This window comes from Caulobacter sp. ErkDOM-E (assembly GCF_048541895.1).
Lineage (GTDB): Bacteria > Pseudomonadota > Alphaproteobacteria > Caulobacterales > Caulobacteraceae > Caulobacter.
Window position 1 is genome coordinate 1,560,306 of the sequence record NZ_CP183331.1, and the last position, 13,371, is coordinate 1,573,676.

Here is a 13,371-nt window from a genome sequence, read left to right on the forward strand (position 1 = left end):
CGGTCTAGGCCGAACGAACAAGGGTCGCCCTTCGGGGCGGCCCTTTTCTTTGCATTCCGCGCGGCCGGCAGGGGGTGACGCCGGGCGTGGAAGCCCGGCGCCTTTTCCGATCCGACAGCCGTTTCACACCGCGCGGAGACCCTAGGCGTTCTTGCCGCCGTTGAGGGCGAAGGCCTCCTCGGGGGACAGCACCAGCTTCTTGCGACCGACGGCGGCGAAATAGGCGATGCCGATCGCGAACCAGATCGCCACGCCGATGACGCCGGTCCGATAGATCGGATCCTTCAGCTGATAGACGATGGTGACCAGCGAGATGATCACCGTCAGGGCCGCGCCGGTGACGCCGAACCGGCTCTTGTAGGGCCGTTCCATGTCCGGGAATTTCCGGCGCAGCAGGATGAACGACGCGCCCTGGGCGACGTAGGACAGCATGGCCCCGAACACCGCCATGTTCAGCAGCGTGCCGCCGATCGCCGCGGTGCCCTTTTCGGCGCCCAGGCTGAACCACACCACCAGCATGACCAGCAGGCCGGCCAGCGAACCGGCGATCAGGGCCAGCTCGGGCGTCTTGCGCTCGCCGTGGGTCACCGACAGGGCGCGCGGGAAGTAGCCGGCCCGCGACAGCGAATAGATCTGGCGGCCATAGGCGAAGATGATGGCGTGGAAGCTGGCGATCAGCCCTGCTACCGCCACCGCCGCCAGCACCTTGGCCAGGGCTCCGCCGCCATAGATGGCGCGGAAGCCGTCGAGGATCGGCTCGCCGGACTTGGACAGGGCGAAGGTCCCGGCGGGAATCGATGAATTCAGCCACAGCACCAGCAGGGCCGAGACGATCAGGGTCAGCATGCCCAGGATGATGCCTTTGGGCAGATCCCGCGCCGGCGTGTGGGATTCCTCGGCCGCCAGGGGCAGCTGCTCGATGGCCAGGAACAGCCAGACCGCGAAGGGCAGCTGGGCCAGCGCCCCGCCGATCCCGGCCGGCAGGAACGGTCCGTGGCCCTCGGGCAGCTCGGTCCCGCCAGGGCCGACATTGAGGGCGTATCGCATGAAGTCGGCATGGGGCAGGGCGCTGATCCAGAACACCACCAGGCAGGCCAGGGCCAGCAGGGTGACGAACACCGTGAAGCGGAACGACATCGCCACGCCGCCGGCGTTCAGGCCGACAAACACGATATAGGCCCCCACCCAGTAGAGCGGCTGCGCCCAGGGCGGCGTCTCGAAGATGCCGCCCAGATAGCTGCCGATGAAGAAGCAGACCACGGCGGCGGTCAGCACATATTCGACGTTCTCGCACAGGCCGGTGATGAAGCCGCCCCAGGGGCCCATCGCGGCGCGGGCGAAGGAATAGGCTCCGCCCGTGTGCGGCTGGGCTGCCGCCATTTCGGCGATCGAGAAGGTCAGGCCCAGATACATGACGGTGATGATCAGGGTGGCCACCAGCATGCCGCCCCAGCCGCCGACGCCCATGCCGAGATTCCAGCCCGAGAACTGGCCCGAGATCACCGCCCCGACGCCCAGCGCCCACAGCGAGAAGACGCCCGCATAGCGCTTGAGGCCGCGCTTGTCGAAATAGGCCGCATCGACCTTTTCGTAGCTGACGCCGCCGCCGGCTGATGGTTCGCTCATCATGGTTCCCCTGTCTCGGACTATCCCCGTGACCAGAGCCTGCGCGCCGGTCGCGCCAGCGGCGAGCCCGTGGCGGCGATCGCCCAGCCGCCACCGTCCGGTCGCGCACTATTTGGTCAGAGAAAACGCGGGTCGGTCAAATTGCGGGCGACGGGCAGGGTAGCGGTATCGCTCTCGTCCTTCAGGGCCACGCCCGTCTGTCCCTGGCGCAGGGCCTCGCGCGCCAGCCAGACCAGCTTGAAGGCGGCCTCGTCGTAGCTGAGTCCTTCGGCGCGGATGTTGGAGACGCAGTTGCGGCCGGCGTCGGTCAGACCCACCTGCGGCGCGAAGGTCAGATAGGCGCCCAGACTGTCGGGCGACGACAGGCCAGGCCGCTCGCCGACCAGCAGCAGGACCAGACGCGCGCCCAGTCGCTCGCCGACCGCGTCGCCCAGGGCCACGCGCGCCTGATGGGCGACGATTACCGGCGACAGGCTCCAGCCCTCGGCGCGGATCAGGGGCAGAAGGGCGGCGATCAGCGGCGCGGCGTGGGCGTGGACGGCGGTGCTGGACAGACCGTCGGCGACGACGATGGCCAGATCGGCCGGCTTGCGCGGCGCGTGCTCCAGCAAGGCGCGGCTGGCCTCTGACAATTGCCGACCCAGGTCCGGCCGACGCAGATAGGTGGCGCGGTCCGGCGCGGCGCTTTCGACAGGCAGGACCGCAAGGCCAAGGCCGGCGACAGCGTCGGTCACTGCCTGGATATCGAACGGCGTATGCACCGCGTCGCGGGCCTGGGCATGGGCCAGGGCGAAGGCCAGCACCTCATGGGTGGGCAGGCTGGCGCCCGTGCGGCCAAGGGCGATGCGGGCGGGGGTGTGGCGGCGCAGGGCAGTCCATGGATCGGGCGGAATCAGCCGGCTCATGCGCTGGCCGTCAGCAGCGGGTGGCCGGCCGAGGGCGGCGTCAGGCGGCCGTCGGCCCCGGTGATCTTCAGGCGCTGCAGCCAGGCCTCGAACTCCGGCGCGCGCCTGCGGCCTAGCAGCTCGCGGACATAGAGCGCGTCGTGGAACGAGGTCGACTGGTAGTTCAGCATCACGTCGTCGGCGCCCGGCACGCCCATGATGAAGGTGACCCCCGCTGCGGCCAGCAGGGTCAGCAGGCTGTCCATGTCGTCCTGGTCGGCCTCGGCGTGGTTGGTGTAGCAGACGTCCACGCCCAGGGGCGCGCCCAGCAGCTTGCCGCAGAAGTGGTCCTCGAGACCGGCCCGGATGATCTGCTTGCCGTCATAGAGATATTCTGGACCGATGAACCCGACCACGCTGTTGACCAGCAGCGGCTCGAACGCCCGCGCCACGCCGTAGGCCCTGGCCTCAAGCGTCTGCTGGTCGACGCCGTGATGCGCCCCGGCCGACAGGGCCGAGCCCTGGCCAGTCTCGAAATACATGACGTTGTCGCCGACCGTTCCCCGCTTCAGCGAGCGCCCGGCGTCCAGGCCTTCGCGCAGCAGGGCCAGGGTGACGCCGAAGCTGGCATTGGCGGCCTCCGTGCCGGCGATCGACTGGAACACTAGGTCCACCGGCGCGCCGCGCTCGATCAGGGCGATGGCGCTGGTCACGTGGGTCAGCACGCAGGACTGGGTCGGGATCTCGAAGCGCTGGATCAGGTCGTCCATCAGCCGCGACAGCTCGCCCAGCACCGAGAGATTGTCGCTGGCCGGATTGATGCCGATCACCGCGTCGCCGCAGCCATACAGCAGGCCGTCGAGGATGGAGGCGGTGATCCCGGCGGGATCGTCGGTCGGGTGGTTGGGCTGCAGCCGCACGGCCATGGTGCCGGGCAGGCCGATGGTGTTGCGAAACTTCGTTGTCACCCGGCACTTGCTGGCCGCCAGGATCAGGTCCTGGTTGCGCATGATCTTGCTGACCGCGGCGACCATCTCTGGCGTCAGACCCGGCGCGAGCGCGGCCAGAACGGCGGGTGCGGCGGCGTCCGACAGCAGCCAGTCGCGGAAGGCTCCGACCGTCAGGCTGGCGACCGGCGCGAAGGCGGCCGCGTCGTGGCTGTCGAGGATCAGACGGGTGACCTCGTCGGTCTCGTAGGGGACCAGGGCCTCGGTCAGGAAGGTCTTCAGCGGCGTGTCGGCCAGCACCATCCTGGCGGCGACGTTCTGCTGGGCGCTGGTGGCCGCTACGCCAGCCAGCATGTCGCCCGAGCGCAGGGGCGAGGCCTTGGCCATCACATCGGCCAGGTCGTCGAAGGCATAGGTCGTTCCGGCCACGGCGCGCGCATAGGTCATGGTCGCAGCCTGACCTGCAAACGCGCCGCCGACAAACAAAAGCCGCCCCGTGTCTGCCGCGCACCGCGCCGTGCCGCCACAACGGCAAGACCTGCTTGAAATGACTCACTTGGCCAGGCGCTCGCGATGACTGTCTTCACCATCCGCTAAGCCTTGGTGTTGACCGCTCATGGCAGACCGCCAAACTAGGCCAGCCAGTCCTTCAGCACGCTCCAGGCCTCCGCCTTCTGCGCGAAGCTGCGCGCTGCGTGGGCCGGACTGGAAGAGGGCAGGGCGATCAGCTCAGGCCGACCCTTCATCGACGCTAGCAGGCGCATGCCCAGCTTCGCCGACGTCCCGCCGTTGAAGGCCACCGCCTGCAGGGCCGGCAGAGTTTCCACCAGGGCCAGCAGGTCGTTGGCGCTGGAGTTGAGGATCGCGGCGTCCAGGCTGCCGCGCCGCTCGGCCTCGGCCACGACGTCCCACAAACCCACGCCGCGTGACTGGAGTGTCGCCAGGCGATCTTCGTAAGCCAGGGTCACGAGCGGCGCATCCAGCACCGTCTCCAGCAACCGCCAGAAGGCGTTGCGCGGGTTGGCGTAGTACTGGCCAGCGGCCAGCGAGGCCTCGCCCGGCAGGCTGCCGAGGATCAGGACGCGGGTGTTCTGGTCGACGACTGGCGGGAAGCTTCTCTTGCGCTCAGCGGCCATTGGGCGGGTCGTTCCGCAGCCAGCCGGTGACGGTCAGGCGCGGCGCGCCGGCATAGGGAGCGACGGGCGCCACCGAGTGTTGGCGCGGCACCTTGAACAGGGTCAGCACATTGAAGGCCGGCGCGAAGCCGCGCTCGACGTCGCCGGCGTCATCGTGAAACAGCAGCTGGCCGCCCCAGTCGGGCCGCCACTGGCGGGTCAGGCCCAGGGTGTAGGCCGCCAGTCGCTCGCCGACCCCGGTGTCGTCATGCAGGGTCAGGAAGTCGGCGGGGCGATAGAGCGTCGCCTGGGCGTCGACCTTGGTGATGGTCGTCTCGCCGGTGACGGCGGCGCCCAAGGCGATGAATTCGGGGCTGTTGAGGAAGGCCGTCAGGGCGTGAATCGGATGCCCGGGGTCGCGGCCTTCAACGAAGGCGTTGATCATCGGATAGCCCAGATAGATATAGGCAAACCCGCTGCGGGCCCGCAGCGTCGCCGCATGGAAGCGAGCGGCCACGGCGTCGGGACCAAGCTCTGCGCGGCGGGCGCGGCTGAGGATTTCGGCGCCGCCCGTCTCGTTGGAGCAGATCACGTCCCAGTCGATGGTCTGTTCCAGAATGCCGGCCAGGCGGTCGACGACTCCCGGCTCGAACACGTCAGGAATACGCACCAGGCCGTCGCGCGCATAGGCCTGCGCGAAGGCCGCCGGATCCAGCGCCGGATTGAGGCGAAGGACCGGCGCTTCCGTCATTGTCAGCCCTGCTCGCCGAACACGCGCTTGAAGATCACGTCGACGTTCTTGGTGTGATAGCCGTAGTCGAACAGCTCCTCGAGCACGGTGTCCGACAGGGCCTTGGAGACCACGGGGTCGGCCTTGAGGAAGTCGATGAACCGACCCTCGCCGCGCCACACCTTCATCGAGTTGCCCTGCACGGCGGCATAGGCGTCTTCGCGGCTGACACCCTCTTGCGTCAGGGCCAGCATGACCCGCTGCGAGAACACCAGGCCCCCCAGCTTGTCGAGGTTCTTGGCCATGTTCTCGGGATAGATGTTGAAACGCTCGATGACGCTGGCCATGCGGCGCAGGGCGAAGTCGAGGTGGACGGTGGCGTCTGGCCCGATGCCGCGCTCGACCGACGAGTGGCTGATGTCGCGCTCGTGCCAGAGGGCGACGTTTTCCAGGGCCGGGGTCACGGCCGAGCGGACCAGGCGGGCCAGGCCCGTCAGGTTCTCGGTCAGGATCGGGTTGCGCTTGTGCGGCATGGCCGACGAGCCCTTCTGACCGACCTCGAACGGCTCTTCGGCTTCCAGCACCTCGGTGCGCTGCAGGTGGCGGATCTCGGTGGCCAGGCGTTCGATCGACGAGGCGACGACACCCAGGGCGCAGAAATAGGCGGCGTGGCGGTCGCGCGGGATGACCTGGGTCGAGACGGGCTCGACGGTCAGGCCCATCATCTTGGCGACATGTTCCTCGACGCGCGGATCGACATTGGCGAAGGTGCCGACGGCGCCGCTGATGGCGCAGGTGGCGATCTCGAACTTGGCCATCGCGAGTCGTTCTTTTGCCCGCTGGAACTCGGCATAGTAGCCGGCGAGCTTGAGGCCAAAGGTGATCGGTTCGGCGTGGATGCCGTGGCTGCGACCGACGCAGACGGTCATCTTGTGCTCGAGCGCCCGGCGCTTCAGCGCGGCCATAAGCAGGTCGACACCCTCGATCAGCAGATCGGTGGAGCGCGACAGCTGCACGGCGAAACAGGTGTCCAGCACGTCGCTGCTGGTCATGCCCTGATGCAGGAAGCGGGCCTCGGGGCCGACGATTTCCGACACGTGGGTCAGGAAGGCGATGACGTCGTGCTTGGTGACGCGCTCGATCTCGTCGATGCGGTCGCTGTCCCAGACCGCGTCGCGGCCCTTCTCCCAGATCGTCTGGGCCGACAGCTTGGGAATGACCCCAAGTTCGGCCATGGCGTCGGCGGCGTGGGCCTCGATCTCGAACCAGATCTTGTACTTGGTCTGGCTGGACCAGATGGCGGCGGCTTCGGGGCGGGCGTAGCGGCTGATCATGGACGGGGCGTTTCGGCCGGACCGCCGCTTGAGTCAAGCATGATGGCCGGCGCAAGCCGGACAAAAAGACGGCCGCCTCCCAGGAGGAGAAGGCGGCCGAGTCATTGGGAGGAAACGCCCTGGAAGGGCATGACCTTTATAGCGCAGCTCGATTTGCTTGACAACGTTGTCAGCGAAAAGAATTCGGATCTCGGTGAAATCATCAACGATTTCGCTCTTCCCGGCCAAGGCCGGGGCCCAGATCGAACCCGCGAGCTTGCACAACCGAAAAAAGGGAAACAGGCGCGAACCTGTCTCCCTTTCCGGATCAATCTTGGCCCTGGCCTTGGCCGGGGAGAGTGGATTCTATTGGATCTACTTCTTCTTGGCGGCCTGGACCTCGATCTCGACCAGCATGCCACCGGCCACCAGGCCCGCGACCTGGCTGGTGATGCGCGAGGGCTTGTTGGGCTGCTCGGCGGTGCCGAACAGGGTCTTGTAGGCTTCCATCATGCCGGCGAAGTCCATCTTGCCGCCCTTGGCCGGGTCGCCGACCAGCAGGACGCGCATCATGACGACGTCGCCCATGGTTGCGCCCTGGCTCTTCAACGCGTCCTCGATGCGCTTGAGCACGCCAAGCGTCTGGGTCTTGGTGTCGCCGTAGGTGGCGGTCAGGGCAGGGTCGCCCTTGGGGTCGATCATCGGCGGGACCATGCCGCTGACATAGATGGTGTCAAAGCCGGCCGGCACGGTGACGACGCTGGCGATGGCCGACTTGGGGTCGCCGCCGCGGACGATGTCCTGGGCGGATGCCGTGCCGGCGAGACCGGCGGCCAGAGCGAGGCCAGCGGCGAGGGTTGCGAAACGGGTCATGGTCTTCTCCTGGAAAGGGTCGATCAGTGAGCTTGCAGGCCACGGGCCTTCTGGGCGGCCTTGGCCTTGGTGCGGATGGCGGCGACCTCGGCGGCCGTCACCGGCTTGGCCTTGTTGCCCCACGAGGTGCGGACATAGCTGATGATACCGGCCAGATCGGCGTCGTTGAGGTCGTCCTTGAACGCGGGCATGCCGGCCCGGCCGTTCAGCACGGTGGTGACCAGAAGCGCGGGCGGACCGCTGACCAGCGGCGAGGCGACCAAGGTCGGGAAGGCGCCCTTGATGCCTTTGCCGGTCACCTGATGGCAGGCCGAGCAGTTGTCCTCATAGAGGCTCTTGGGCGGCGGCGCGGCCGAGGCGACAGCGGGGGCCGACGCAGCCGCGACAAGACAGAACAGGGCGATACGGGAAGCAGACTTCATTTTTGTTCTCGGGTCCTCGGGTCTCAGGCCTGCTGCACGCGGGCGTGGATCTTGGCGATCTGCTGCCAGGCCGACTCGATGGCCCCGGCCTGCCAGCCGCCAAGGTAGCTGAGGTGTTCGCCGGCGAGATAGAGGCGACCGTCGGGTTCGCACAGCACCGGATAGGCGTCGCGGCGACCGGCCTCGCCCCATTCGGCCCAGCCGCCCAGATTGAACTCGGCCAAATGCCAAGCGAAGGAGAACGCGTTCTCATAGTTGGCGGCGTATTCGGGGAAGACTTTCTGTCCGCCGGCCACGGCGAAGGCCGCGCGGTCGGGCGGGCTCATGGCGCTGATCCGCGCCGCCTGGCTGCCGAAGTTATAGAAGCCCAACAGCACGCCCTTCTGGCTCTGCCAGCCGGTGGAGGGCAGGGTGATGGTGCCGATGCCAGGGATGTCGTTGTAGATGTGGCCGCCATAGATGTGATGGTCCTCTTCCCAGAACCGGGTCTTCATCTGCAGACCGATCTTGTTGACCGGCGCATAGGCCACGCCCGCCATCGCCGCCTTGAACGGCGCCGAGGCGTCGATATCGATCTGCTTGAGCACGCTGAGCGGGATGGTGCAGATGCAGTAGTCGGCCTCGATCTCGCCGGTCTTGCCCGAGGCGTCCTTGAAGGCGACCTTCACACCCTTGCCCGTCTGCTTGATCTTCTCGACGACGGTCGAGTAGCGGATCATCGATCCGACCTGCTTTTCGAAGCCCTTGGCGATCTGGTCCATGCCGCCGATCGGTTGCAGCATGGTGCGCTGCTGTTCGTAGCCGGTGACCGAGCTCAGAACCCGCCAGGCCTTGCTGTCGAGCACGTCCTTGAAGGCGAAGGGCTCCAGCTCCTTGCCGGGGCCCGGATTGACGCCGGCGCCCGGGTGCACGGAAAAGCCACGCCCCTCGGTGCCCGTATAGGCCAGGTCCTTGGGTGACAGGCGGCCTTCGTTGATCATGTAGGCGATGAAGGTCTCGCGGTCGGCCGGGGTCAGGGCGGCGTCGAGCTCGCCCTTGCTGGCGGCCTTGGCGATCAGTTCAGCCGCGTAACCCCGGGCGTCTGCGGCGAGCTCGCCCTTGCGGATCGGCTTGCCAGCCAGCGGGCCCTTGCCCTTCTCGAAATAGACATAGGCGGCGTCATTGTCGTTGACGAAGCTTTCCAGCAGCACGCCAAACAGCTTGGTGTAGTGCAGGGTCGAGCGGTGGTGATACGGGATCCGCCAGGCGCCGTGGTTGATGTACAGCCCCTCGTCGAACTCGCAGGTCTGCTTGTTGCCCAGCAGGTCGGTGTGTTCGAAGCCCTTGCGCGAGGTCTGGCAACGGCCGCCGGCGAACGACCGCGCCTCCAGGATCTGGACCTGATAGCCGGCCTTGGAGAGTTCATAGGCGGCGGTCATGCCGGCCAGGCCGGCGCCCAGCACGATGATCTTCGTGCCCTTGACGTCGCCGGTCAGGGTGGGCGGCAATTCCGTGGCCGAGGCCATGCCGAAACCCAGGGCGTCCATGCCCGAAAGCGCCAGGGAAATGCCGCCCACCGCAGCCAGTCCCTCGAAGAAGCGCCGCCGGGTCAGAACTTCGCCCGTCGCCAGGCCTGCAGTCGTATTCATGCCAATCCGCCACTCAACAGCCGACGCCGAAAACGCGTGCATCGCCAAAACGATACACCTTTCGTTCCTCCGGTCGAACGCGCCCCCGCCGAAGTCCGGGCCATCTCGAAATTTCGTGGGAACCGGCGCAACCTGATTTCGGACGACGGACGATCTGACATGTTAGATGCGCCCCGGATGCTCCGCCCTTGGGCGCCTGGGGCGCCCCGTGTGCGAACCGTGGGCGGGTGGCGATGATCAAGCGCAGAGGGCGGGAATCACTCTTCCTTCGCCCCAGGCGCGACGCATCAACGGACCAAGGTTTCGCGAGGAGAGCGCCGTGAGCACAACAGGATTCCCACTTCGCCTGCGGCTGGCGCAACCTGAGGACATGCCGGTTCTGTCGGCCCTGATGAACGCGGCGATCAGCGAGCTTCTGACGCCGTTCCTGCCGCCCGAAGGGGTCAGGGCCTCGTTCGAGATCATGGGTCTGGACAGCCAGCTGATCGCCGACGGCACCTATTTCGTGGTCGAGGACGGCGATCAGATCGCAGGCTGCGGTGGGTGGAGCCGGCGCGCCACGCTGTTCGGCGGGGATCACTCCGCCGGGCGCGACGCGGCGCTGCTGGATCCCAGGATCGACGCCGCTCGGGTGCGGGCGATGTACACACATCCCGAACACACTCGGAAAGGCGTGGGCCGCCTGGTGCTGGACGCCTGCGAGGCGGCGGCGGCGGCCGAGGGATTTGCCCGCGCCGAGATGGCGGCGACCATGGGCGGCGTGCCGCTCTATCGCGCCTGCGGCTATCACGACATCGAGCCGTTCACGGCGATGACGTCGAGCGGCTATGCGGTGCCGCTGATCCGCATGGGCAAGGCGCTGGGGCGCTAGCTCCGGTCGTCCAGCCAAACGAAAAGGGCCAGGCTTTCGCCTGGCCCTTCGGTTTTGTCTGGATCGCAATCCTAGAAGGTCGCGGACATCTTCATGTACCAGAAGCCGCCCTGCCAATCGACGATGGCGTCCGAGCGATAGAGGCGGCCGTTGGTGGCCGACTCGCCGGTCTTGTCGACGTCGGGGTAGTTGGCGAACAGGTTCCGGGCGCCGATGGCGATCGTGTAGTTGTCCGTCGCCGCGTAGCTGAACTCGGTGTCGACGAAGACTTCCGGGTCCCACTTCTGGACGATCGGATTGCCGACGCTGAACTGGTTCTTGTACGGACCGTAGATGTTGGCCCGGGCAACGGCCTTGAACTTGCCGATCTCGTGGCTGGCCGACACCACCGAACGCCAGCGGGGCGCGGCGTTCTCGAAGTCATGCACCCCTTCGGCGTCGAAGAAGTTGGCCGAGAACACCTTGTCGATCTTGAACTTGTTGTAGTTGCCGCTGGCCGTGAAGCTGGTGGACTGACCGTTGGACCAGTTGGCGCGGTAGGTGGCCACCACGTCGACCCCGGAGGTCGTGGAGTCGAAGGCGTTCTGGAAGAATTGCACTTGGCCGATGGTGTCAGCCCCGGGAACCGAGGCTGCGATCAGGGCGGCGCGGATGACCGGCGTCACGGTGATCGGGGTGGTGGCGTAGAACTGGTCCTTGATCTCGATGCTGTAGGCGTCGACCGTCAGGCTCAGGCCGTCCATCAGCGAGGCGGTGAAGCCGGCCGCGATGTTCAGCGACTTTTCGGGCTTCAGCTCCTTGGCGCCCATGAACTGGGCCACCGGGTTGGCGGCCGGGAACAGGCCCGAGGCGATAATCGCGCCGTTTTCGACGCGGGTCGACACGTTGGTGGTGAACAGCTGGCCGGGCGTGGGAGCCCGGAAGCCGGTGCCGATCGAGCCGCGAACGCCGAAGCCGTCGGTGATCTGGTACTGGGTGGCGACCTTGCCGTTCCAGGTGCTGCCGAAGTCCGAGAAGTGCTCGCCACGCACGGCGACGTCGAAGAACCAGGCTTCGGTGATGTTGGCCGAGGCTTCGGCGTAACCGGCGTAGGAGTCGCGGGTCAGCTTGCCCGAATAGGCTGGGGGCGAACCCGGTGCGCCGTTCGAACCGACCGCCAGAGCGTTGTAGGTCGGGTCGATGCCGGCGAAACCGTCAGCGGTGGTGGACAGGTAGTTGGCGCAGTTCAGGCCCGCCGTGACGGGCAGGGCCAGGCCTGCGGCCGTCGGTGTGCGGGTGGTGGTGTTGCAGAAGCCGTAGGGGTTGGGCACGGCATAGGTGCCGGCCGCGTAGGAGGGCACGTCGCCAGGCTCGATCTCGTAACCTTCCTCGCGGTACTCGGCGCCGAAGTTCAGCGTGACCGGGGTGTTGAAGCCGGCCATGGCGAAGTCATAGGCGAAGTCGGCGTTGGCGGCCGTTTCCGTCGAGATCAGTGCGCCGACATAGAAGGACTTCGGCGAGGCCGGGCCCATCGACGGGTTGACCGTATCCCACAGGGTGTAGACCAGCTTGTCGTTACCGTAGCGGCCGCTGAAGTCGTACTGCAGCTCGCCCATCTTGCCCTTGAGGCCGCCTGTGACGCTGTAGTCGGTGATGTCGCCGCCGAACATCGGTGTGAAGCCGGCCGGGAAGATCGAGCTGAACAGGAAGATCGAGCCGTCCTGCTGGCGGATCGGCGTGGCGTTGACCGCGTTGCTGACCGGCGGACGATAGTTGAAATACTCGACCGCGCTGCTCTTGGAGTAGTTGGCGAAGCCGTAGATCGTCATCGTGTCGCTGATGTCGTAGCCAGCATTGACGACGCCGCGCAGGGCTTCGGCGTCAGGTTGACCCCACTTCTGGACGTAGTCTTTGATCAAGGCGCCATAGGACGGGTTGGCGGCCGCGTAGCTGGTGACGCAGAAGCCGGCCGACTGGTTGGGAATGCCGACGTTGCAATACTGCTTGCCGCGGTTGACCTGGTTCTGGCTGGTGTATTCGAACGTACCGTTGATGAAGCCGCTGTCGCCGAGTGGCAGGCCGAGGTTGCCGGTGACCAGCACGTCTTCGCCGTCGCCCAGATAGAATTGGCCGTACTGCGCGGTGAGCGAACCGCCGCTGGGGCTGTCCTTCAGCTGGAAGTCGATGACGCCGGCGATGGCGTCCGAGCCGTACTGCGCGCCGGCGCCGTCACGGGTGACGACCACGTTCTTTAGGGCCGAGGCCGGGATGGTGGCGGCGTCAGGCGCCTGGGCGCCGGTGCCGCCGATGCTGACCAGCGCCGAACGGTGGCGGCGCTTGGAGTTGACCATGAACAGGGTCTTGTCGGTGGGAAGTCCACGCAGGCTGGCGGGACGGATGAAGGTCGCGCCGTCCGAGATCGGCTCACGGGCCAGGGTGTAGGACGGGACCAGCGTCTTCAGAATGTCGTTGGTGTCAGTGAAGGCGGCGGACTTCAGGTCTGCTTCGCTGAAGGAGTCTACCGGGACCGCGCTGTCCAGAACGGTGCGGGGCTTGCCGCGCGCCGTGACGATCAGGGTCTCAAGTTCGGAAGTGGTTTCAGGCGCCGGGTCGGCGGCCGGGTCTGCGGCGTGCGCCGCGACCGAGTATCCAAAAGTAACGGACATCGCAGAGATACCTGCGAGTAGAGTCGTTTTAAAGTGTCGATTCATGGAGAGCCCCCTCGTTCAATTTATCAACGCAAGATTGATTCCTTCTCCACGGCGTTTATCTCCCAAACTTTTCTGCTTTTGATACTGACGCGATTTTTCACTCGGACGTTGCCGGCCAATTCAGCGTGGAGTGAAGGTGGCGGCTTCCGCAATGGGGGCGACGACAAGAAGTCGTCACAAATACGCGCTGCGGCCCCGGCGCCCCTTTGGGGGGCGTCGAGACCGCATTTTTAGGCAGAACCTTGCTTGTGGATTGTGCGGATCGGAGGCCT

Annotated in this window: 11 protein-coding genes; 1 reads left to right on the top strand and 10 read right to left on the bottom strand. The window is 66.6% G+C overall.

Annotation, left to right across the window (positions count from 1 at the left end; all coding sequences use genetic code 11):
* Positions 1–141: 141 nt before the first annotated feature.
* From ACN2C7_RS07660 to ACN2C7_RS07700, 9 genes are all read right to left on the bottom strand, one after another.
* Complete coding sequence (locus tag ACN2C7_RS07660; protein ID WP_419320884.1) at positions 142–1,626, bottom strand: amino acid permease; 1,485 nt, start codon at positions 1,624–1,626, stop codon at positions 142–144.
* Between the two features lie 116 nt (positions 1,627–1,742).
* Entirely contained in the window at positions 1,743–2,531 is a 789-nt protein-coding gene (eutC, locus tag ACN2C7_RS07665) for an ethanolamine ammonia-lyase subunit EutC (protein WP_419320885.1), read from the bottom strand.
* Positions 2,528–3,904 (bottom strand): ethanolamine ammonia-lyase subunit EutB, encoded by a 1,377-nt coding sequence (locus ACN2C7_RS07670; protein WP_419320886.1) that lies wholly within the window; start codon positions 3,902–3,904, stop codon positions 2,528–2,530. The genes eutC and ACN2C7_RS07670 overlap by 4 nt, the downstream gene beginning before the upstream one ends.
* 185 nt (positions 3,905–4,089) lie before the next feature.
* Positions 4,090–4,593, bottom strand: a complete 504-nt coding sequence (locus ACN2C7_RS07675) for a DNA-deoxyinosine glycosylase (protein ID WP_419320887.1) — start codon at positions 4,591–4,593, stop codon at positions 4,090–4,092.
* Positions 4,583–5,323, bottom strand: a complete 741-nt coding sequence (locus ACN2C7_RS07680; RefSeq protein WP_419320888.1) for a 2OG-Fe(II) oxygenase — start codon at positions 5,321–5,323, stop codon at positions 4,583–4,585. The genes ACN2C7_RS07675 and ACN2C7_RS07680 overlap by 11 nt, the downstream gene beginning before the upstream one ends.
* A gap of 2 nt (positions 5,324–5,325) precedes the next feature.
* Complete coding sequence (purB, locus tag ACN2C7_RS07685) at positions 5,326–6,636, bottom strand: adenylosuccinate lyase (RefSeq protein ID WP_419320889.1); 1,311 nt, start codon at positions 6,634–6,636, stop codon at positions 5,326–5,328.
* A 354-nt stretch (positions 6,637–6,990) separates the two neighbouring features.
* A complete protein-coding gene (locus ACN2C7_RS07690) occupies positions 6,991–7,488 on the bottom strand; it encodes a RidA family protein (protein ID WP_419320890.1) in 498 nt (165 codons plus the stop codon).
* A gap of 23 nt (positions 7,489–7,511) precedes the next feature.
* Positions 7,512–7,910 carry a c-type cytochrome gene (locus tag ACN2C7_RS07695; RefSeq protein WP_419320891.1) on the bottom strand — a complete coding sequence of 133 codons (399 nt, stop codon included), beginning with the start codon at positions 7,908–7,910 and terminating at the stop codon, positions 7,512–7,514.
* 23 nt (positions 7,911–7,933) lie between these two features.
* The gene (locus tag ACN2C7_RS07700; RefSeq protein ID WP_419320892.1) at positions 7,934–9,538 is read right to left on the bottom strand and encodes a flavin monoamine oxidase family protein; all 1,605 of its coding nucleotides are present in this window, start codon (positions 9,536–9,538) and stop codon (positions 7,934–7,936) included.
* Between the two features lie 370 nt (positions 9,539–9,908).
* Here ACN2C7_RS07700 and ACN2C7_RS07705 point away from each other — a divergent pair, with 370 nt between their 5' ends.
* Entirely contained in the window at positions 9,909–10,409 is a 501-nt protein-coding gene (locus ACN2C7_RS07705) for a GNAT family N-acetyltransferase (RefSeq protein ID WP_419321431.1), read from the top strand.
* A gap of 71 nt (positions 10,410–10,480) precedes the next feature.
* Here the strand turns inward: ACN2C7_RS07705 and ACN2C7_RS07710 are convergent, their stop codons facing one another.
* Positions 10,481–13,099: a TonB-dependent receptor plug domain-containing protein gene (locus ACN2C7_RS07710; protein ID WP_419320893.1), complete on the bottom strand. Its 2,619-nt coding sequence runs from the start codon at positions 13,097–13,099 to the stop codon at positions 10,481–10,483.
* Positions 13,100–13,371: the final 272 nt, after the last annotated feature.

Coding starts and splice junctions, on each gene's coding strand:
- ACN2C7_RS07660 (WP_419320884.1), bottom strand. CDS start 1,626: ATGAGCGAACCATCAGCCGGCGGCGGCGTCAGCTACGAAAAGGTCGAT.
- eutC (WP_419320885.1), bottom strand. CDS start 2,531: ATGAGCCGGCTGATTCCGCCCGATCCATGGACTGCCCTGCGCCGCCAC.
- ACN2C7_RS07670 (WP_419320886.1), bottom strand. CDS start 3,904: ATGACCTATGCGCGCGCCGTGGCCGGAACGACCTATGCCTTCGACGAC.
- ACN2C7_RS07675 (WP_419320887.1), bottom strand. CDS start 4,593: ATGGCCGCTGAGCGCAAGAGAAGCTTCCCGCCAGTCGTCGACCAGAAC.
- ACN2C7_RS07680 (WP_419320888.1), bottom strand. CDS start 5,323: ATGACGGAAGCGCCGGTCCTTCGCCTCAATCCGGCGCTGGATCCGGCG.
- purB (WP_419320889.1), bottom strand. CDS start 6,636: ATGATCAGCCGCTACGCCCGCCCCGAAGCCGCCGCCATCTGGTCCAGC.
- ACN2C7_RS07690 (WP_419320890.1), bottom strand. CDS start 7,488: ATGACCCGTTTCGCAACCCTCGCCGCTGGCCTCGCTCTGGCCGCCGGT.
- ACN2C7_RS07695 (WP_419320891.1), bottom strand. CDS start 7,910: ATGAAGTCTGCTTCCCGTATCGCCCTGTTCTGTCTTGTCGCGGCTGCG.
- ACN2C7_RS07700 (WP_419320892.1), bottom strand. CDS start 9,538: ATGAATACGACTGCAGGCCTGGCGACGGGCGAAGTTCTGACCCGGCGG.
- ACN2C7_RS07705 (WP_419321431.1), top strand. CDS start 9,909: ATGCCGGTTCTGTCGGCCCTGATGAACGCGGCGATCAGCGAGCTTCTG.
- ACN2C7_RS07710 (WP_419320893.1), bottom strand. CDS start 13,099: ATGAATCGACACTTTAAAACGACTCTACTCGCAGGTATCTCTGCGATG.